17 protein-coding genes are annotated in these 20,232 nt (G+C 63.7%); 8 read left to right on the top strand and 9 right to left on the bottom strand.

What is annotated here, in order from left to right; genetic code table 11:
* Positions 1 to 69 precede the first annotated feature (69 nt).
* From ntrC to glnA, 3 genes are all read right to left on the bottom strand, one after another.
* Positions 70 to 1,599, bottom strand: coding sequence for a nitrogen regulation protein NR(I) (ntrC, locus tag ACLFKU_RS00795; RefSeq protein WP_410847879.1), 1,530 nt, complete (start codon positions 1,597 to 1,599; stop codon positions 70 to 72).
* Positions 1,600 to 1,635: 36 nt separating this feature from the next.
* Positions 1,636 to 2,778: a nitrogen regulation protein NR(II) gene (glnL, locus tag ACLFKU_RS00790; RefSeq protein ID WP_018435399.1), complete on the bottom strand. Its 1,143-nt coding sequence runs from the start codon at positions 2,776 to 2,778 to the stop codon at positions 1,636 to 1,638.
* 199 nt (positions 2,779 to 2,977) lie between these two features.
* Positions 2,978 to 4,393, bottom strand: coding sequence for a type I glutamate--ammonia ligase (glnA, locus tag ACLFKU_RS00785; protein ID WP_368586743.1), 1,416 nt, complete (start codon positions 4,391 to 4,393; stop codon positions 2,978 to 2,980).
* 455 nt (positions 4,394 to 4,848) lie between these two features.
* Between glnA and ACLFKU_RS00780 the strand changes: the two genes are divergently transcribed.
* Complete coding sequence (locus ACLFKU_RS00780) at positions 4,849 to 5,313, top strand: rhodanese-like domain-containing protein (protein ID WP_368586742.1); 465 nt, start codon at positions 4,849 to 4,851, stop codon at positions 5,311 to 5,313.
* A gap of 172 nt (positions 5,314 to 5,485) precedes the next feature.
* Here the strand turns inward: ACLFKU_RS00780 and ACLFKU_RS00775 are convergent, their stop codons facing one another.
* The 5 genes from ACLFKU_RS00775 to ACLFKU_RS00755 all read right to left on the bottom strand — a co-directional run bounded on the left by ACLFKU_RS00775 (position 5,486) and on the right by ACLFKU_RS00755 (position 9,692).
* Positions 5,486 to 6,334 (bottom strand): competence/damage-inducible protein A, encoded by an 849-nt coding sequence (locus ACLFKU_RS00775; protein WP_410847878.1) that lies wholly within the window; start codon positions 6,332 to 6,334, stop codon positions 5,486 to 5,488.
* 19 nt (positions 6,335 to 6,353) lie between these two features.
* Positions 6,354 to 7,187 carry an EI24 domain-containing protein gene (locus ACLFKU_RS00770; protein WP_368586740.1) on the bottom strand — a complete coding sequence of 278 codons (834 nt, stop codon included), beginning with the start codon at positions 7,185 to 7,187 and terminating at the stop codon, positions 6,354 to 6,356.
* Positions 7,188 to 7,383: 196 nt separating this feature from the next.
* The gene (locus ACLFKU_RS00765) at positions 7,384 to 8,382 is read right to left on the bottom strand and encodes a sterol desaturase family protein (RefSeq protein ID WP_368586739.1); all 999 of its coding nucleotides are present in this window, start codon (positions 8,380 to 8,382) and stop codon (positions 7,384 to 7,386) included.
* Positions 8,383 to 8,464: 82 nt separating this feature from the next.
* On the bottom strand, positions 8,465 to 9,484 hold the full coding sequence (locus ACLFKU_RS00760) for a beta-propeller fold lactonase family protein (protein ID WP_410847877.1): 1,020 nt from the start codon (positions 9,482 to 9,484) through the stop codon (positions 8,465 to 8,467).
* A gap of 25 nt (positions 9,485 to 9,509) precedes the next feature.
* A complete protein-coding gene (locus ACLFKU_RS00755) occupies positions 9,510 to 9,692 on the bottom strand; it encodes a hypothetical protein (protein ID WP_410847876.1) in 183 nt (60 codons plus the stop codon).
* A gap of 205 nt (positions 9,693 to 9,897) precedes the next feature.
* Here ACLFKU_RS00755 and ACLFKU_RS00750 point away from each other — a divergent pair, with 205 nt between their 5' ends.
* The 3 genes from ACLFKU_RS00750 to ACLFKU_RS00740 are packed head-to-tail and all read left to right on the top strand — an operon-like array spanning position 9,898 to position 11,433.
* Complete coding sequence (locus ACLFKU_RS00750) at positions 9,898 to 10,578, top strand: hypothetical protein (RefSeq protein WP_368586736.1); 681 nt, start codon at positions 9,898 to 9,900, stop codon at positions 10,576 to 10,578.
* A 10-nt stretch (positions 10,579 to 10,588) separates the two neighbouring features.
* A complete protein-coding gene (locus ACLFKU_RS00745; protein WP_410847875.1) occupies positions 10,589 to 11,143 on the top strand; it encodes a hypothetical protein in 555 nt (184 codons plus the stop codon).
* On the top strand, positions 11,140 to 11,433 hold the full coding sequence (locus ACLFKU_RS00740; protein WP_410847874.1) for a YadA-like family protein: 294 nt from the start codon (positions 11,140 to 11,142) through the stop codon (positions 11,431 to 11,433). The genes ACLFKU_RS00745 and ACLFKU_RS00740 overlap by 4 nt, the downstream gene beginning before the upstream one ends.
* An 83-nt stretch (positions 11,434 to 11,516) precedes the next feature.
* On the opposite strand, the gene hrpA is transcribed toward ACLFKU_RS00740, so the two are convergent.
* Positions 11,517 to 15,470 (bottom strand): ATP-dependent RNA helicase HrpA, encoded by a 3,954-nt coding sequence (gene hrpA / locus ACLFKU_RS00735; protein WP_410848070.1) that lies wholly within the window; start codon positions 15,468 to 15,470, stop codon positions 11,517 to 11,519.
* 165 nt (positions 15,471 to 15,635) lie between these two features.
* Between hrpA and ACLFKU_RS00730 the strand changes: the two genes are divergently transcribed.
* From ACLFKU_RS00730 to proP, 4 genes are all read left to right on the top strand, one after another.
* Positions 15,636 to 16,040, top strand: a complete 405-nt coding sequence (locus ACLFKU_RS00730) for a hypothetical protein (protein WP_410848079.1) — start codon at positions 15,636 to 15,638, stop codon at positions 16,038 to 16,040.
* A gap of 185 nt (positions 16,041 to 16,225) precedes the next feature.
* Complete coding sequence (argA, locus tag ACLFKU_RS00725; protein ID WP_410847873.1) at positions 16,226 to 17,614, top strand: amino-acid N-acetyltransferase; 1,389 nt, start codon at positions 16,226 to 16,228, stop codon at positions 17,612 to 17,614.
* Positions 17,615 to 17,745: 131 nt separating this feature from the next.
* Positions 17,746 to 18,018, top strand: a complete 273-nt coding sequence (locus ACLFKU_RS00720; RefSeq protein ID WP_026228676.1) for an oxidative damage protection protein — start codon at positions 17,746 to 17,748, stop codon at positions 18,016 to 18,018.
* A gap of 739 nt (positions 18,019 to 18,757) precedes the next feature.
* Positions 18,758 to 20,227: a glycine betaine/L-proline transporter ProP gene (proP, locus tag ACLFKU_RS00715; RefSeq protein WP_368586729.1), complete on the top strand. Its 1,470-nt coding sequence runs from the start codon at positions 18,758 to 18,760 to the stop codon at positions 20,225 to 20,227.
* Positions 20,228 to 20,232 lie beyond the last annotated feature (5 nt).

Here is a 20,232-nt window from a genome sequence, read left to right as displayed (position 1 = left end):
GCTGCAAAAACGACGAAGGCGGCCGGAGCCGCCCTCGCCTGCGATGCAGGATCGCTGAATACGATCGCATCAAGGCTCGAGATTGAGCTCCTGAATCTTGCGCGTAATCGTATTGCGCCCGATACCGAGCCGCTCAGCAGCCTCGACCTTGCGGCCGCGCGTGAAGTCGAGCGCCTCGCGGATCACGGCCGCTTCGAAGCGGCGCGCGAGTTCGTCCATCACGTCGGCCGCGTTCTCGCGCAGCATGCGCGCGACCTCGGTGCGCAAGCCGCCTTCCCATGCGCTCAGCGCGGTGGCGACCGACGCACCGACCGGATGGACGAGCGTGCTGGCGTTCGCGCCAGCGAGCGGCGCACCGACCGTGAATCCCCCATTGGTCGCGACGGCGCCATCCGTCGTCGCACCCGCGGCGGCGCCCGCACCGGGCTCGCTCCCGCCGCCGTGCGCGGGACCGAGATCGGGCGGCAGATCCTTGATCTCGATCGTCTGCGCGGGCGCCATCACCGTCAGCCAGTTCGCGAGATTCTCGAGTTGCCGCACGTTGCCCGGAAACGGCAGCGACGCCAGATACGCGAGCGCCTCGTCGGACACGCGCTTCGGTTCGACGCCGAGATCGCGCGCGCTCTTCTGCAGGAAATGCCGCGTCAACAGAGGAATGTCCTCGCTGCGCTCGCGCAATGCGGGCAAGCGCAAGCGGATCACGTTCAAACGGTGGTACAAGTCCTCGCGAAACAAACCCTGCCGCACGCGCGCTTCGAGGTTCTGGTGCGTCGCCGCGATCACGCGCACATTCGCGCGCAGCGGATTGTGGCCGCCGACGCGATAGAACTGTCCGTCCGACAGCACGCGCAACAGGCGCGTCTGCAGATCGAACGGCATGTCGCCGATTTCGTCCAGAAACAGCGTGCCGTTCTCGGCCTGCTCGAAGCGCCCCTGGCGCATCGCCTGCGCGCCGGTGAACGCCCCGCGCTCATGACCGAACAGCTCGGACTCCAGCAGATCCTTCGGAATCGCGGCCGTGTTCAACGCGATGAATGGGCCGTTCGCGCGTGGGCTATGTCGGTGCAGCGCACGCGCGACCAGTTCCTTCCCGGTGCCTGATTCGCCGGTAATGAGCACGGTGGCCGCCGAATGCGACAGGCGACCGATCGCGCGAAACATGTCCTGCATCGCGGGTGCCTGGCCGAGCATCTCGGGCGCTTCGGCGACGCGTTCGTCCCATGTCTGCTCGCCGCGCATGCTTTCGTCGACCGCGCGGCGAATCAGCTCGACGGCCTTGTCGATGTCGAACGGCTTCGCCAGATACTCGAACGCACCGCCCTGGAATGCGGCGACCGCGCTATCGAGATCCGAGAACGCGGTCATGATGATGACCGGCAAGCCCGGCACCTTGTCGCGGACGGTTTGCAGCAACTCGAGCCCGGAGCCGCCGGGCATGCGGATATCGGAGACCAGCACCTGCGGGCTGTCGTGATCGAGCGCGGCCGACGCTTCGCGCACGTTCGCGAAGCTGCGCGTCGCGAAGTTCTCGCGCGCCAGCGCTTTCTCGAGCACCCAGCGAATTGATTGATCGTCGTCTACTATCCAGATCGGCTTCATATAGTTCGGTCAGAAGTCTTGAGGTGCTTGTGGTAGCTAGAGGTCGAGCGGCAGCAGAATCTGAAACTCGGTATGGCCCGGCCGGCTGTCCACCTCGATCAGACCTTCGTGCTGCTGCACGAAGGTCTGCGCAAGCGTTAGACCGAGACCGCTGCCATCCTCGCGCCCCGATACGAGCGGATAGAAAATGCGGTCGCGAATCTCTTCGGGAATGCCTGGGCCGTTGTCGACGATATGCAAGTCCAATGCCAGCTTGCACAGGCGTTTTGAAATCGTGACCTTGCGCGCGATGCGCGTGCGCAACTCGATGCGCGCATCGCCCTGCGAGATCCGTTCGCGCAATGCCTCGGCCGCGTTGCGCACGATGTTCAGCAGCGCCTGGATCAGCTGCTCCTTGTCGCCGCGCAGATCCGGCACGCTGACGTCGTAGTCGCGCTCGATCGTCAGGCCGCGCGGAAATTCCGCGAGAATCACCTGACGCACGCGCTCGCACACCTCGTGAATATTCACGTCGCCGACGATATGCGGATGACGGTGCGGTTCGAGCAGGCGGTCGACCAGCGTCTGCAGCCGGTCCGATTCCTTGATGATGACCTGGGTGTACTCGCGCAACTCGTCGCGCTGACGCTCGCCGAGTTCGAATTCGAGCAACTGCGCGGCGCCGCGAATACCGCCGAGCGGATTCTTGATTTCGTGCGCGAGATTGCGGATCAGATGCTTGTTGACGGCCGTCAGGTCGTTGATGCGCTCTTCGCGGTCGGTGCGCAGATGCCGCTCGTTCTCGAACAGTTCGAGCAACACGTAGTCCTGCGCGCTTTCCAGAAAGCCGACGATCGCATGCACGTGCAGCGGCTCGTGGCCGGGACGCTCGAGCACGGCGTCCAGATGCGTCGCGTGAAAACGGTGTGCGGCGATCGCGGTGATCGTCGCGACCAGTTCGTCCGCATTCGAGAAGATGTCCGGCCACGCCATCTGCGTGAGTTGCTTGCGCGACATCTCCAGCATCGATTCCGCCGACGGATTCGCGAACGCGACGCGCAGCGTGCGCTTCTCGAGCACCAGCACGACGGTCGGCAACGCCTCGAAGCCTGGCAGCAAGCCAGAACTCACGAGCTGCACGTCATCCGACAGCGTCTGTTCGTGTCCTTTCCTTGCCTTGATCAGATTCTTGAGAACCATCTTGCAGTGTGGCCGGTAGGAGATGGTGGTAATTCAGGAGTGCGGGCTGTTGGTGATTCGTCGAATTGCATGTCGCCCGCGCGCGGCCGGCCGTGCGTACGGTCTAACGAAAAAGGGACGGCGCCGCCGTCCCTTCGTGACCGATCGCGAGCGTCGGGCAAAGCGCTTCGCCGCGTGAAGGGCGAAGCGCCATCGCCGCTTACAGCGAGTAGTACATTTCGAATTCGATCGGGTGCACCGACTGACGATAGCGTTGCAGCTCGCCCGTCTTCAGTTCGATGTACGCGTCGAGCATCGAATCCGTGAACACGCCACCGCGCGTCAGGAACTCGCGGTCCGCGTCGAGTGCGTCGAGAGCCTGGTCGAGGCCGGCGCACACGGTCGGGATCTTTGCATCCTCTTCCGGCGGCAGGTCGTACAGGTTCTTGTCAGCGGCTTCACCCGGGTGAATCTTGTTCTGCACGCCGTCCAGACCCGCCATCATCAGCGCGGAGAAGCACAGGTACGGATTCGCCAGCGGATCCGGGAAGCGCGTTTCGATACGGCGGCCCTTCGGGTTCGACACGTGCGGAATACGGATCGATGCCGAGCGGTTGCGAGCCGAGTAAGCCAGCTTGACCGGCGCTTCGAAGTGCGGCACGAGACGCTTGTACGAGTTCGTACCCGGGTTCGTGATCGCGTTCAGCGCGCGAGCGTGCTTGATGATGCCGCCGATGTAGAACAGCGCGAATTCCGACAGACCTGCGTAACCATTGCCTGCGAACAGGTTCTGGCCGTCCTTCCAGATCGACTGGTGAACGTGCATGCCCGAGCCGTTATCGCCGACGACCGGCTTCGGCATGAACGTCGCCGTCTTGCCGTACGTGTGCGCGACGTTGTGGATGATGTACTTCATCTGCTGCAGCCAGTCCGCGCGCTGCACGAGCGTCGAGAACTTGGTGCCGATTTCGTTCTGGCCCTGACCCGCCACTTCGTGGTGGTGCACTTCGACCGGAATGCCGATCTGTTCGAGCAGCAGACACATTTCCGAGCGGATGTCCTGGAACGTGTCGACCGGCGCGACCGGGAAGTAGCCGCCCTTGGTGCCCGGACGGTGGCCGGTGTTGCCGCCTTCGAATTCCTTCGCCGACGACCACGGCGCTTCTTCCGAACCGATCTTGATGAAGCAGCCCGACTGGTCCGTGTTCCACTGGACCGAGTCGAAAATGAAGAATTCCGGCTCCGGACCGAAGTACGCGGTGTCCCCGAGGCCCGAGCTCTTCAGGTACGCTTCGGCGCGCTTCGCGAGCGAGCGCGGGTCGCGCTCATAGCCCTTGCCGTCAGCCGGTTCGACGACGTCGCAGGTCAGCACGAGGGTCGATTCTTCGAAGAACGGGTCGATGAACGCCGTGTTCGCGTCCGGGACCAGCAACATGTCCGATGCTTCGATGCCCTTCCAGCCGGCAATCGACGAACCGTCAAACGCATGGCCGCTTTCGAACTTGTCTTCATCGAATGCCGACACCGGCACCGAAACGTGTTGCTCTTTGCCGCGCGTGTCGGTGAAGCGGAAGTCGACAAACTTGACGTCTTCGTCTTTGACGAGTTGAACGACGTCGGCCACGGATTTACTCATAACCTATCTCCTGATTAACAATTTCGGCGGATTTCTGCCGCCGCCCAATCTAGCTGACCCGTCCCGGAACGTCCACTTATACGGCGTCACAGACGGAAAATTCTGCGGGACAAATCGATCGGCACCAATAAAGCAGATAGCGTGCCATCTTTCAGCCCAGTATGAGCCAATGCGGCGCACATCGTTACTGCGCTTGCGTTTGCGGGCTACGCGCGGAGCGCGAGCGGCGTCACGAAGCAATGCCTGAGCATCCTCACGCACCAATTTCGTGCATTCACAGGTTTGGAAATCGCGTTATCTTCCATTTTGGTGCATTCGAACGAAAGTGCACCATATTTGCGCATCAAGTGTGGGGCGGCGCCCGCCGACGGCCCGACGACGCCCAGTCTACACACGTCTGCGCGGTGCCTGCCGCGCGCTAGAATGATCATTTGGTCCGAAGGAGATTGACGCTCATGAGCACGCTCGAACAGCTTTACGCGAAGGCGGACGCCCGTCGCGCCGAGAACCAACTGCCCTACGCGGGCGCGGTATCGCCGGCCGAGGCGTTCGAACTGCTGGAACTCGATCCGCGCACGCGTCTCGTCGACGTGCGTACCCGCGCCGAACTCGACTGGGTCGGCCGGCCGGTGATCGGCGATGGTCAATACGCGCACGTCGAATGGACGCGCTATCCGGGTGCAGTGCCCAATCAGGAGTTCATGCAACAACTCGCGCAGGTCGCCTCGCCCGACACGCCGGTGCTGTTCCTGTGCCGCAGCGCGGCGCGCTCGAAGCTCGCCGCGATCGCCGCGACCAAGGCCGGCTTCACGAAGGCGTACGACCTGCTGGAAGGCTTCGAAGGCGACAAGGACGGCCAGGGGCATCGGAAGACGGTGTCGGGATGGTGTTTTCGCGGCTTGCCGTGGATCGGCGCCTGATGGCGAGGCGACGCACTGCCCTCACATGCGCAAGCCCCGTCGCGCGAGGCTGAGGCAGGCTAATCGCAAAGGGGACGCGCCGACCACGTATTGATTGCATCGTCGGCGCGGGTTGTGACACTGCGATGTCGCGGCTCGCGCCAATCCTCCTGCGCGAACCGCTGCCATCCGCTCAGTTTCGCGGCTTGCCCGTGGCGGCTGCCGCCGCTTGCGCGACTTCAGGCTCGACGATATCGCCACCGAGCAGATGCACCCCTTCGCGCAGCTTCACGAACGCGGCGGCGACGGCCTCCGGCTCACCCTTCACACCGAGATCGATGTGATGCCGCGCATACACACCGCCGCGCTCCGCATCCCCGACGCTCGGCAGGCTGAACACCCGCACGCCCCGAAAATCGCGCTCGATTTTCTCCATCAGCGGCGTCACGCGCGACTCCGGCAGCTCGAACACCAGCAGCGACTTTTCAGCGTGCGGCGTGGTGTGATGCAGATGCGCGTACTGCGTGTCGAGCACCCACTCGATCATCGGCCAGGCCATCACCGGGAAACCCGGCACGAAATGGTGCTGGCGGATCGAAAAGCCCGGAATCTTGTTGTAGCCGTTCGGAATGATGCCGGCGCCCTGCGGGTACGTGCCCATGTTCAGGCGATGCCGGTTCTCGGGCGAGTTCAGATCGAGCGGCGTCGTTGAAGTCGCCGGATACATGTCGCGAATGCGCTCCTGGATCAGCTTCGCGGCCTCGGGATGCAGTTCGAGCGGCACGCCGAGCGCGGCCGCCGCGCACTGGCGCGTGTGGTCGTCAGGTGTCGCGCCGATGCCGCCCGTCGAGAAAACGATGTCGCCTGACGCGAATGTCCGACGCAGCGTCGCCGTGATGCGCTCCGGATCGTCGCCGATGTACTCCGCCCAGCCGAGCGACAGCCCGCGCGCGCGGAGCAATTCGATGACCTTCGGTAGATGCTTGTCGACGCGCCTGCCCGACAGGATTTCATCGCCGATGATGATGACGCCAAATGCCATTGCCGCCTCTTTCGTTTGATCAATAGGGAACCGGCGCGACCTCGCGCGCGCCGCCAGACGCTTCCGCCCGCATACGCTGCAGCGCGCGCAGGCAGTAGTTGCCGAACCATAGCGCCGAGAACACGAGGATGAACGCGTAAATCCAGATCGTCACCGTGGTGATGACCGGGAACAGCACGATCAGCCATACCGACGACGCCCACAGCAGTGTCGGCAGCGAACCTAGCAGGCCGCTCACGACCCCGATCAGCAGCAGCGGCAACCGGTGGCGCCGCACGAGTTCGCGCCGCTCATCACGCGTCGCATGCAACGCGAGCGCGTCGTATGTCATCACCCGATATGTGAGCCAGCCCCACAGCAGCGGCGGAATCAGCGCGAAGAACGGCGGTACGAGCCACAGCGGCAACGTGACGATCAACAGCACGAGACACAGCAGCGTGGTCCAGAGCGCCTGACCGAGGCTACCGTACCATGTTCCGCCGCGGCGTATCTCAAGCCCGGCGAACTGGCGCGCCGCGAGAAAGCGGATCACGGCCGGCATCGACAGCATGGCGATCAGCAGCAGCACGGTGACGACGATCAACGGGATCGCCATTGCAATCACGATGAACGGCGCGATGACCGCGTGCAGCGTCGAAAAACCGAGCACGTCGAACAGATGATAAAGCGTGGCGGTGAAAGACCAGTCGTCGAGCCAGATGCGGGTCGCGCCGGTCAGCGTCTGCCAGAAGAACCACAGGAGTAAGCCCCAACCGACCGTCGCAACGATAAACGGTTTGAAGGTCAGCCAGAGCATGCGCGGATGCAACGCGCTTGCGAGTGCACGCCCAAACGAGCGCAACAGATCATTCATGCGAGCCAATGCCTGCGAACGAAACGATGGACAGGAAAAACGCGCCGCGCGCCGGCCTGGCATGCTGGGGCACCGGAGGTGCGCACGAACGTGCACAGCATAAACCAACGGACCCGCCGCCGGCGGAAGTGGGCGTTGCGGCGCAGTGCGTGCTCGAGAGGATCCGCAATGAGCTCGGAATGAACTCTGAATGGACTCAAACGGCAGCGGTGTCGTTGCCGGTTGCACGGCGCTTCGATGCGAGGCGATGCGCGATGCGCACGAAGGCGAACCAGTGCTGCGCCCAGAAGCCGTCGCCATAGCGCCGGCCTTCGAGCTGATCGCTGATACCGGTCGGCTCCATGTCGCGGCTCCACGACGCGCTGCGGAACAGCATGTCCCACCAAGGGAACAGCACGCCGAAATTGCAGCCGTACTTGAGCCCTTCATGACCTAAGCCGATCGCATGATGACGGCGATGGAATGCCGGGCTAACGAGCAGCCGCTCGCCGAGCCAGCCGTAATACAGGCGGATGTTCGCGTGCTGCACGCTTTGCGCAAGGTTCGTGATCGCGACCAGCACGACGAACTGCGACGGCGGAACACCGATCGCGAGCGAGATCACCGCGAAGAACGACGCCTGCAGCAAATCGTCGAGCAGATGATTACGATCGTCGGACCACAGCGACATCTGCCGCTGACTATGGTGTACCGCATGCAGTTCCCACCACACGCCGAAGCGGTGCTGCCCGCGGTGATACCAGTAGCCTGCGAAATCGAGCACGAGCAGATACATGACGAACGTGACGAGCGGCTGCGTGGTCACGCCAGGCCACAGGTTGTCGAAGTTCAGGTTCGCGATGCCGTGAAGCCTGAGCCAGCCTTGCACGTTGTCGAAGAATGGCTGCAGTGCGAAGAAAAAGAACAGGTTCAGAATGCCGAGCTTGGCGATCCACGTGTACAGCACGTCGACGCGCACGGCCTTGCGGTTCTCCCATTGCTCGACCGGGCGCAGCGCCTCGAGCGGACGCAGGATCGCGTACATCGCGAGCACCTCGAGCACACCGACGATGACCCAGTACAGGCTATCGTAGGTGTCCTCGTCGTAGTCCATCAGATTGAACCGGAACAGCAGCGGCTGTACCACGTCGACGTACAGCCACGTCTGCGTGGCTGAAACGAAGCTGTCGAGTGTGGAGAAAATCAGATGGAACATGATCCTGGCCTGTTACTTCATCCTTGATGGCTCGTGGCGCCCGGGCTCTGCTGCGTTGCCGTCACGCACACCGTGAAATCCCTCAAGCACCGTTCGGCGCCGTGACCGGCGCGCGGTTGAAGAAATAGATGCCATGCGGCGAGCGGCCCACCGCAATCGTCTGGATCAGCTTGCGCGTATTGAGATCGATGATGCCAATGTGCTTCGCGAAGCGGAAGGTCACCCACAGATAGCGCTTGTCGGCGGAAAGTTCCATGTCGTCCGGTCCCGGCATCAGGCCGGTGATGTCGCCGACGTTGGTGAGCGTGTCTTCGTCGATGATGCTGATCGTGCTAGCCACGCGGTTCGACACCGCGACATGCTTGCCGTCGGCGAGCGAGCGGAAGTTGTGGGCGCCCTTGCCCGTGTGAATCGTCTTGACGATCTTCTGGTTGCGCCAATCCACGACGGCGACGTAGTCCTCGCCGGTCATGCCGACGAGCAGGTATTTTTCGCCCGGCGTCATCCACAGGCCCGCGGGCACCTTGCCGACCTTCATCTTCCATTTGACGGTTTGCGTGGGCAGGTCGATGGCGGCGAGTTCGCCCGAGATCTGCAGCGAAACGAACACCGTCTTGCTGTCATTCGTGAACGCCATATGGCTCGGCATCACCGCGAGCGGCAGCCGTGAAGCCAGCGTCATCTGGTTTTTCTGGTTGTCATAGTGGTAGATGTCGAGGCGGTCGAGCCGCAGGCCCGTAGTGACGAGCCACTTGCGATCCGGCGAGAAACCGATCTGATAGGGATCTTCGATGTTCTCGACCCAGCGCTGCAACTGCCCGGTTTTCGGATCGACGAACATCAGGTTGTTCGACACCGAATTGGCGACGATCAGCGAGGAATTGTCCGGTGTGACCATCAGGTGATGCGGTTCCTTGCCCGTGGGCACGGTGCCGACGACCTGGCGGCTGCTCTCGTCGATCAGGCTCAGCGTGGCCTCACCGGAATTGAGCACGATCACGTTGTTGGCGTGCGCCGCCGGAGAAAAAAGGCCTGCGGCGGCGACCAGCACCGCGGTTGCGGCGAACGTGGCAGTCAAGCCGGGAAGAAGAAATTTACGCATGAAAACTCGCTTCGGAGAACAACGGTCATTGTAGAACGTTTGCCGGTCCCAGCGGTTGACGTAAGTCACCGGGCGGCGCGCGAAAAATGACGGAAGCGATGAAGTGCGGCCGCGCGCCGGAGAGTTCGTCTGCCACGTCCCATTCGATGCTCGCGCCGCGGGTTTTCGAGTAATGAATCAATGTGCTCTCCTTGTCAGAATCAATCATGCATCGGCCACACGCTAATATCGCCTAAAGCAATAACCAAAACAATAGGAATATTCCATTATTTCTCGCGAATAAAAATTTACCTGTATTAATATATTTTTTAGCCCAATTGAATTTCGGAGTTCGCTGATATCTGAGTTCCGCGGGGACATCAGAGAATTCTTCTTACGCGTGGCCCCCAGTGCCTCACCCATGAAAGCCGTGCGTGGAACGCGGGGACGACGCGCACCCGACCAAAGAACGCAAGCCCTTTTTATTTTCGAGATTTTCAACTTACGTGAGCAATAACGTCACGCCAATCCCGAATTACGCAGTACACGCCACAAACTACAATTATGCGGAGGGTTTTAAATTGATAAACAAGGAGATTTCGATAATTGGCCGTACCGCATCTCAAAGAAAAGTCGCAGCGCCGCAAACTGCCTGCCTGCAAACACATCGTGCTTCCGCGCGCCAGCCAACCATCGCCCGGGCAGTTCGACGTACTGCGGGTGTTGCCATAGCGGCGGCCGTTTACGTCACGGAAGCGAACGGCGCCGGCGTCGATTCGGTCGAGCTAGGCACGGCCAGCGCGCCCGGCGACGCCGCTGCCGCAATAGGCGCACAGGCCATCGCAAGCGGCAACTCATCGCTGGCGATCGGCTCGCAGGCGAACGCGCAAAACGACTGCGCGCTCGCGGTAGGGGCAGGCGCCACGGCACAGGGCGACAGCGCAGTCGCCATGGGTCTCTCCTCTTCGGCACAAGGGGAAGGCGCCAGCGCCTTTGGGCCCTATGCGAATGCGCAGGCGGAACGCGCGACCGCGGTCGGTCTGAACACGTCGGCGCTCGGCCTCGACTCGGTCGCAGTGCCTGACCAACGTCGCCGCGGGCGCTGCGCGCACTGACGCGGTCAACGTGAGCCAGTTGAGCGCGGTCGACAACAAGGTCGATGCACTCGCTGAAAGCAGCGCGCTGCATTACCTCAGCGCTGCCGACCCGGCCGACGGCTCCAACGACGCACTCGCAAAAGGCACGCACACGCTCGCCGCGGGCAGCAACGCTCGCGCCATGGGCGCCAACGCAAGCGCATTCGGCACGAGCGCCAGCGCGAGCGCAACCAACTCGACCGCGATCGGCGCGGGCGCGGTCGCCGGCACTTCCGGCGCGACCTCGCTGGGCGCGTCAGCGTCGGCCTACGGCTCCGGGGCCACGGCGCTCGGGCCAGCGCGACGGCAAACGGCGACGGCACCCTCGCGCTCGGCTCCGGTGCCAGCGCAGCCGCCGACAACGCACCTTCGCTCGGCTATCACTCGAGCGCGCTACCCGCAAACTCCGTCGCGCACGGTCAGGGCTCGATTGCCGATCGCGCGGGGACCGTATCGGTCGGGCAACGAGCGCCAGATCACCAACGTCGCGGCTGGCACCGCTGACACCGACGCGGTCAACGTCAATCAGTTGCAGCAAGCATGAGCGGCGCGATCAGCGCGGCGAATCGCCATACCGACGACCAGATCCGTTCCGTTCGCCGGGACAGCTACGGGGGCACGGCATCGGCGCTCGCGATGGCAGGCTCGCCGCAAGCGGTCCTGCCCGGACACGGCATGGTCGCGACGGCGGGCGGCACGTACGGCGGTCAATCCGCGCTCGCGATTAGCGTGTCGCAGTTGTCGGACACCGGCAAATGGATCTACAAGGACCAACGCAGCACCGACTCGCGCGGGCAGTTCGGCGCATCGATCGGCGCGGGGATGCATTGGTGAAATCAGCGCGGGCGATCGTGTCGGGCAAAGCCCGGCCGCCGTGCAGACCTGGTGTCCAGCGTCCGCGTGCGAGCGGCTTGGCTTTACCGCTGCATCGACTCCCACACCTTGTACAGGCGCTTCACCGAAACCGGCATTGGGGTGCGCAGTTCCTGCGCAAACAGCGAGATGCGCAACTCCTCGAGCAGCCAGCGGAATTCCGCAAGCCGCGGATCCATGACGCCGCCGCGCTGCGACACCGCCCGCTGATAGTGCTGCAGCAGCGGCTGGAATTCGGCGAACTGCCGTGCGTCGCGGGTGGCGTCCGCGCGCAGCTTGTCGATACGCAGCGCCATCCCCTTCAGATAGCGCGGGAAATGTGCGAGTTGGGCATACGGCGTATCGACGACGAAACGCTTGCCGATCAGCGCATCGAGTTGATTCTGCAGATCGGTGTACGCGGCCGCGAATGGCTTCGCCTGCAGAAGCTTCTTCGTCAGGCTCGCGTACTCGCCGAGGATCTGGCCGACCAGCCGCGAAATTTCCTGCGCGAGCAACGTGAGGCGGCTACGCCCTTCGTCACGTCGGGTATGGAAGCTCGCATCGTCGTCGGGCAGAGGGTCCTGAAGACACGCGCGGTCGAGTGCGGTGTCGATCAGTTGATCGCGCAGTTCTTCCTGCGTGCCGCGCGGCATGAACTGCATGGCCATTTCGCGCAGGCCCGGCAGATTCTTCTCCAGATACTTGATCGGCTCCTTCAACTGCAGCGCGAAAAGCCGACGCAGGCCCGCCCGATGAATCCGCGCGGCCTCTTCCGGCGAATCGAACACCTCGACGTCGCAATGGGTGCCACGGTCCACTAGCGCCGGGTAGCCAAACAACGTCTGGCCACCACGGCGAATTTCGAGCAACTCGGGCAGCTTGCCGAAATTCCACGTGGTCAGGTTTTCGTACAGCGCGGTGGCTGGTGCGCCATCCGGCGTCGCGGGTTGTGGCGTGGCCGCGCCTTTGCCGCGCGCCGGGCCACTCGCACCCAGATCGGGAGGCCGCCCAGGTGTCGCGACACCGCCGCCGCCCGCATCGGCCAAGGCGGCGCCTGCCGCGCCCGAAACGAGTTTCTGGAAATGCTGCTGCGCCTGACCGCCGAGCTCGGCGCGCAGTTGCGACAGATTGCGCCCCATTGCGAGCTGCCGGCCATGTTCGTCGATGACCTTGAAGTTCATGAACAGATGCGCGGGCAGCGTCTCGAGCTTGAAGTCGGACTGCTTCATCGCGACCTGGGTCTGCTCGCGCACGTCGGCGATCAGCGCCTCGAGCAGGCCCCCTGCTCCGAAGCGCTGGGCGCTGTGCCGTTCGGCGAAGCCCGCCGCGTATTCAGGGAGCGGCACGCAATGCCGACGCAGCTTCTGCGGCAGCGACTTCAGCAGCAACTGCGCCTTTTCTTTCAGCATGCCGGGCACGAGCCACTCACAACGGAGCGCGTCGACCTGGTTCAGCGCATACAGCGGTACCGCGAGCGTTACGCCGTCGCGAGGCGTACCCGGCTCGAAGTGATAGGTCAGCGCCATCTCGATGCCCGCCATCGTCAACCGCTTCGGGAACAGATCCGTCGTGACACCTGCCGCTTCGTGCCGCATCAGATCGTCGCGGGACAAATACAACAGCCGCAGCTTGTCCTCCTCCTGGCCGCTCTTTTTGACTTCGTCGCGATACCAGCGCTCGAACGACGCGCCGGTATAGACGCCATCGGGCAGCGCCTGATCGTAGAACGCGTAGATCAAGTCGTCGTCGACCAGCACGTCCTGGCGGCGCGACTTGTGCTCAAGCTGTTCGATATCCGCAAGCAGCTTGCGGTTGTGCGCGAAGAACGCAAGCTTCGTGTCGAACTCCCCCTCGACAAGCGCACCGCGAATAAACAGCTCGCGCGCCCGCGCCGGGTCCTGCTTGCCGAATGCGACGCGCCGCCGGTGATAAATCGGCAGGCCGTACAGCATCGCGCGCTCGAACGCGGACACTTGCGCCGCGCGCTTTTCCCAATGTGGCTCCGACAGCGACTTTTTCAGCAGATGCGCGCCGACCTTCTCGACCCACTCCGGTTCGATTTTCGCGATACAGCGCGCGTAAAGCCGGCTGGTTTCGACAAGCTCGGCAGCCATCACCCACTTGCCCGCTTTCTTCACGAGCGCAGAGCCCGGCCACAAATAGAACTTGATGCCGCGCGCGCCCAGATAGTACGGCTCATCGTCGGCTTTCAGGCCGATGTTGCCGAGCAGGCCAGTCAGCAGCGCAAGATGGATCTGCTCGAACGTAGCCTCCGCTTCGTTCAGGCGCCAGCCGTGCTCGCGCACGACAGTCAGCAGTTGCGAATGGACATCGCGCCACTCGCGCAGCCGCAACTGCGACAGAAAGTTCTTGCGGCACTCGTCCTGCAACTGCCGGTTCGATTTCTTGTGCGCGATCGCTTCGTCGAACCAGTTCCAGATCTTCAGCCACTGCAGGAATTCGGAGCGCTCGTCGGCGAACCGGCGATGCGCCTGGTCGGCCTGCTCCTGCGCCTCGATCGGCCGATCGCGCGGGTCCTGCACCGACAGCGCGCTCGCGATGATCAGCACTTCCTTCAGCGCCTGCTGGTCGCGCGCGGCGAGGATCATGCGACCGACGCGCGGATCGAGCGGCAGTCGCGCGAGTTCGCGGCCGAGCGGCGTCAGGTGATTGTCGTCGTCGACGGCGCCGAGCTCGTTGAGCAACTGGTAGCCGTCGGAAATCGCTCGGCCCGGAGGCGGCTCGATAAACGGAAACGTTTCGATCGCCGTCAGGTGCAGCGACTTCATGCGCAGAATCACCGAAGCGAGCGAAGAGCGCAGAATTTCCGGATCGGTGAAGCGCGCGCGGCCCTGGAAGTCGCTTTCCTCGTACAGACGAATGCAGATGCCATCGGCAACCCGGCCGCAACGCCCCGCTCGCTGATTTGCGGCGGCTTGAGAAATCGACTCGACCTGCAGCTGCTCGACCTTGTTGCGATACGAGTAGCGCTTCACGCGCGCGAGACCCGTGTCGACCACGTAGCGGATGCCGGGTACCGTCAGCGAAGTTTCGGCGACGTTGGTCGCGAGCACGATGCGACGCGCGTTCGACGCGCGGAACACGCGCTCCTGCTCGGCGGCCGAGAGCCGCGCGAACAGCGGCAGAATCTCCGTATGGGGCGGATGATGTTTGCGCAACGCCTCGGCGGCGTCCCGAATCTCGCGCTCGCCGGGCAGGAACACCAGCACATCGCCGTGACCCTCGCGGCACAGTTCGTCGACGGCCTCGACGATCGCCTCCATCAGATCGCGATCGGTCTCACGCTGCGTCTTCGGGCGCTCGCGGCCAGAAGACGCCACACCCGTAGTCCCTTGCGCCGCCTTGACCGCCGGGCTGTCCTCGACCACCGGTCGGTAACGCACCTCGACCGGATAAAGCCGTCCGCTCACTTCGATCACCGGCGCGGGCTTATCGTCGCTGCCGAAGTGGCGCGCGAAACGGTCGGCGTCGATCGTCGCCGAGGTCACGATCAGCTTCAGGTCGGGACGCTTCGGAAGAATCTCCTTCAGGTAGCCGAGCAGAAAATCGATGTTCAGGCTGCGCTCGTGCGCTTCGTCGATGATCAGCGTGTCGTAGGCTTTCAGCAGCGGATCGGTCTGCGTTTCGGCAAGCAGAATGCCGTCGGTCATCAGCTTGACCGAAGCGCCTGGCGCGAGGTTGTCGTTGAAGCGCACCTTGTAGCCGACCACTTCACCGAACGGCGTGCCGAGTTCCTCGGCGATACGGCGCGCGGTCGCCGACGCGGCGATCCGGCGCGGCTGCGTATGGCCGATCAGACCATTGCCGCCTGCGCCCAGCCCACGGCCGAGCGTGAGGCAGATTTTCGGCAACTGCGTGGTCTTGCCCGAACCGGTTTCGCCCGACACGATCACGACCTGATTCTGCGCGATCGCCCGCGCAATCTCGTCGCGACGACCGGAGACAGGAAGTGCCTCGGGAAACGTGATCGGTGGAATCGGATTCGGCTCGACAATCCGCGGCGGTCGCGGTTCGCGCGGCGCGCGAGGCTCCTTGCGCGGCTCGCCCGATGGTTTGTCCGGCGAGTGCGTATCGCGCGAACCGTGACGTTGCTCGCCGCGGGTCGACCCGAGTTGCTCGTTACGTGGTCCGCGCTCTTGCTGTTCGTTGCGAGGCGCACGATGCTGTTCAACGCGTGGTGTGTCCGAGCGCGCGTGGCGGGCATCGCCACGCTGCCCGCTTTGCTGCGCACCAGCTCGCTCATCGCGAGCCTGCCGGCCATGCGCACCGCGGGGCGCGCTCGAAGGTGTACTGCGGCGCTCGCTTTGCGGCTCGCCCTGTTGCTCGCTTTGCGGCCCACCGCTCTGCTGTTCACGGGTCGCGTTATGAAGCGCGGAACGGAACTGGCCAAGCTGCTCGCTCAACGAAGCGCCACGCTGCTCTCCACGAGCCCCACCGCCCCGCTTCGCACCGGACGCTTCGCCCGCTTCAGCGCGAGATTCACCGCGCCGTTCATCACGCGCCGCGCCTCGCGCGCGAGCGTGCTCTTCGCGATCTTCACGACCTGCACCGCCACCTTGCGGTGACACTTTTTGCGCAGACGCGCCCGCCTCCCGACGCGCGTCACGCGCCTGCTCTGGTCTCGCATCCTGCGCGGGGTGGCGCATCGTGTCACCGGGCTTGGCCGGCTCACCGGCCGACGCCGGTTTCTCGTTCGCCCCAGCGGGACTTTTGGGTACATTCGACATGGGGGCGCATTATAATCCTCGGCATGAATTCCCAAACCGACCTCGTCCCCGCGCCCGCGAGCGTTCCGGCCCCCGCCGACTCGCCGGAAACCCTCGCCCAGCACGCGCAATTCGTCGACTGGATGCGTTCAGTCGCCCCGTATATCCACGCGTTCCGAAACAAGACATTCGTCGTCGGTTTCGGCGGCGAAGTGGTGCATCAGGGGCTGCTGAATGCGCTCGTGTCCGACATCGCGCTGCTGCAGGCAATGGGCATCCAGATCGTTTTGGTGCATGGCTCGCGCCCGCAGGTCGAGGAGCAGATGAGCCTGCACGGCGTCGAATCGGAGTTTTCGCACGGCATGCGCATTACCGACGCGCGCGCGCTCGAGTCCGCGAAGGAAGCGGCCGGCGAAGTGCGTCTCGACATCGAAGCCGCAATCAGCCAGGGTCTGCCGAACACACCCATGGCGCACGCGCACATCAGCGTCGTGTCGGGCAACTTCGTAACGGCGCGCCCGGTCGGCATTCTGGACGGCGTCGACTTCCAGCACACGGGTCTCGTGCGCAAGATCGACGCGGATTCGATCCGACACTCGCTCGCGAGCCGCAAGCTCGTGCTGCTGTCGCCGCTCGGCTTCTCGCCCACCGGGGAAGCGTTCAATCTGTCGATGGAAGACGTGGCCTCGGCCGCGGCCATCGCGTTGCGCGCCGACAAGATCGTCTTCCTGACCGAAACCGCGGGTTTGATGGAAACCTGCGAAAGCGGTACGGAGCTGATCCGCGAACTATCGCTCGACGACGCCTACAAGCTGCACGAAAGCGGCGAAGTCACCGGCGACGCCGGGTTCTACCTGAAGCATTCGATCCGCGCCTGCCGCGGCGGCGTGCCGCGCGCGCACATCATCCCCTATGCGCTCGACGGCAGCCTGCTGCTCGAACTGTTCCTGCACGATGGCGTCGGCACGATGATCTCGTACGAGAATCTCGAGAGCCTGCGCGAAGCGACGCCGGACGACGTCGGCGGCATTCTCGCGCTGATCGAACCGCTCGAAGCCGACGGCACGCTGGTACGCCGCGGCCGTCACCAGATCGAGCGCGACATCGACCATTTCTCGGTGATCGAGCACGACGGCGTGCTGTTCGGCTGCGCGGCGCTGTATCCGTATTCGCAGGAGCGCATCGGCGAAATGGCGTGCCTGACGGTCGCGCCCGAAGCGCAGGGTACCGGCGACGGCGAGCGTCTGCTTAAGCGGATCGAGCAGCGCGCGCGGGCACGCGGCCTCACGCGCATTTTCGTGCTCACCACGCGCACCGAACATTGGTTCCTGAAACGCGGCTTCGTCAAGGTTACGGTCGACGACCTGCCCGAAGACCGTCGCCGACTCTATAACTGGCAGCGCAAGTCGCTCGTGCTGATGAAACAGCTTTGAGTAACCCGGTGATTGTCCCCATCCGATCCGAACTGGCGTTGCCCCGCGCCACATTGATACAGTAATTATTTTTCATGGGACCGGACTAAGTGCAAAAGCACCGACTCCGGTCGACACAGGAGAAGCACAGCATGACTCGTATGGTTCAATGCGCGAAGCTCGGCAAGGAAGCCGAAGGCCTCGATTTCCCGCCGCTGCCGGGCGAACTCGGCAAGCGGATCTACGAAAGTATCTCGAAGGAAGCCTGGCAGGCCTGGTTGAAGCAGCAGACCATGCTAATCAACGAAAACCGCCTGAACATGGCCGATCCGCGCGCGCGTCAGTATCTGATGAAGCAGACCGAAAAGTTCTTCTTTGGCGAAGGCGCGGATACCGCATCGGGCTACGTGCCGCCGTCGGCCTGAGCTTGCCACGTCGAGAACGACACCAGACACGCGCCGCCCGAGCCGGGCGAACACACGCCTAAAAATCCGCGCCGCGAGCGCGGATTTTTTTCGCCCCGATGTTGGCCGCGCCTCGTGTCCGCATGCGCACCATGTCTGCACGTCGAAAGTCACCCCGCGATTGTTCTAAGCGGTCCGTTTTCGAACCTCTTCCGACCCCGCCAGAGCTCCCGCCCCGCAATGGATTGAGGCACATCGGCGGCCTTCGCCCGCACCCCCGGTTTGCACGATCCTCTGTCATCGTGCTAACATGTGCGGCGTTTCAGCTGCAAATCACCTTCAATCGTGTTCTTTTCAAGTTGACTCGCCGTGTGCTTTTCGCGCGTGCATCATCCTGAATCGAGCTGTTTTTAAACAAGAAGGCTCGTCGGTCGTTTCCCCGCCTGAAGCGGATAAATTCAACACCGGCCTTTTTCGTTTCAAGCCTTCAGTGGCGCACGGGTCGGCTTCCGCCAGCCCCGCGTCCTTCATGCATCTGCCCCCCTTCCACGGCCACGCAGGTGCAACTGTCAGCACAATCTAGACGAGTGTTTTTTCGCGAACTTATCGCGAGGCACGGGCGTTTGTTTCTTTTCGCCAACTGTTCCGCCGCCGGATAACCAGCGCCGCGGATATCCTCGCCACGCTCACGAAATTGCACTTCCAGCAACCGAGGCGGAACGCATCACGAGTTTCGTCGCAGTCATTGGAGTTTTTAACCTTGACCGCTTCCAGCAACGGCTTCTGGCGACATCACAAACAAGAACAACGCCTTTCCCTCGACGACATCACCGTCGTCGATCACTCCCTCCTGAAACGGGCCGTCGGCGCCATGGCGCTCGGCAACGCGATGGAATGGTTCGATTTCGGCGTCTACAGCTACATCGCGGTGACGCTCGGCAAGGTCTTCTTCCCCTCGTCGAGCCCGTCGGCGCAGCTCATCGCGACCTTCGGCACGTTTGCCGCGGCGTTTCTCGTGCGGCCGATCGGCGGCATGGTGTTCGGGCCGCTCGGTGACCGCATCGGCCGTCAGCGCGTGCTGGCGATGACGATGATCATGATGGCCGCGGGCACCTTCGCGATCGGCCTGATCCCCAACTACGCGACGATCGGCATTCTCGCGCCGGCGCTGTTGCTGCTCGCGCGCCTCGTGCAGGGCTTCTCGACGGGCGGCGAGTACGGCGGCGCCGCGACCTTCATCGCCGAATTCTCGACCGACAAGCGCCGCGGCTTCATGGGCAGCTTCCTGGAGTTCGGCACGCTGATCGGCTATGTGCTCGGCGCAGGCACGGTCGCGTTGTTGACGGCGACGCTGTCGAGCGACGCGCTGCTGTCCTGGGGCTGGCGCGTGCCGTTCCTGATCGCCGGTCCGCTCGGCCTCGTGGGTCTCTACATCCGTATGAAGCTCGAGGAAACGCCCGCGTTCAAGAAGCAGGCCGAACAGCGTGAAGCCGAGGACCGCGCGGTGCCGAAGCAGTCGTTCCGCCAGTTGCTCGTGCAGCAATGGAAGCCGCTGCTGCTGTGCGTCGGCCTCGTGCTGATCTTCAACGTGACCGACTACATGGCGCTGTCGTATCTGCCGAGCTATCTGTCGGCGACGCTGCACTTCAACGAAACGCACGGCCTGTTCCTCGTGCTGCTGGTGATGATCCTGATGATGCCGCTGACGCTCGCCGCCGGCCGTCTGTCCGACGCGATCGGCCGCAAGCCGGTGATGCTGCTCGGCTGCGTCGGTCTGTTCGCGCTGTCGATCCCGGCGCTGCTGCTGATTCGCATGGGCACGGTGCTGCCGGTGTTCGCCGGCCTGATGATTCTCGGCGTGCTGCTGTCGTGCTTCACCGGCGTGATGCCGTCGGCGCTGCCGGCGCTGTTCCCGACCCGGATCCGCTACGGTGCGCTCGCGATTGGCTTCAATATCTCGGTGTCGCTGTTCGGCGGTACGACGCCGCTCGTGACCGCATGGCTGGTCGACCGCACCGGCAATCTGATGATGCCGGCGTACTACCTGATGGGCGCATCGCTGATCGGCATCGTGTCGGTGCTCGCGCTGCGCGAAACCGCGCGCAAGCCGCTGCTCGGCTCGGGCCCGTGCGTCGCGACGCGCGCCGAAGCGCACGCGGTGCTGCGCGGCGAACGCGAGGCCGAGGAGATGGATGAGCGGTTCGCAGCGGCTGCGACCGCACGTGCCTGATCCGC

Source organism: Paraburkholderia sp. EG304, assembly GCF_046543485.1.
Lineage (GTDB): Bacteria > Pseudomonadota > Gammaproteobacteria > Burkholderiales > Burkholderiaceae > Paraburkholderia > Paraburkholderia youngii.
The sequence above is the reverse complement of the archived record's forward strand: the minus strand, read 5'-3'. Positions and strand labels throughout refer to the sequence as shown.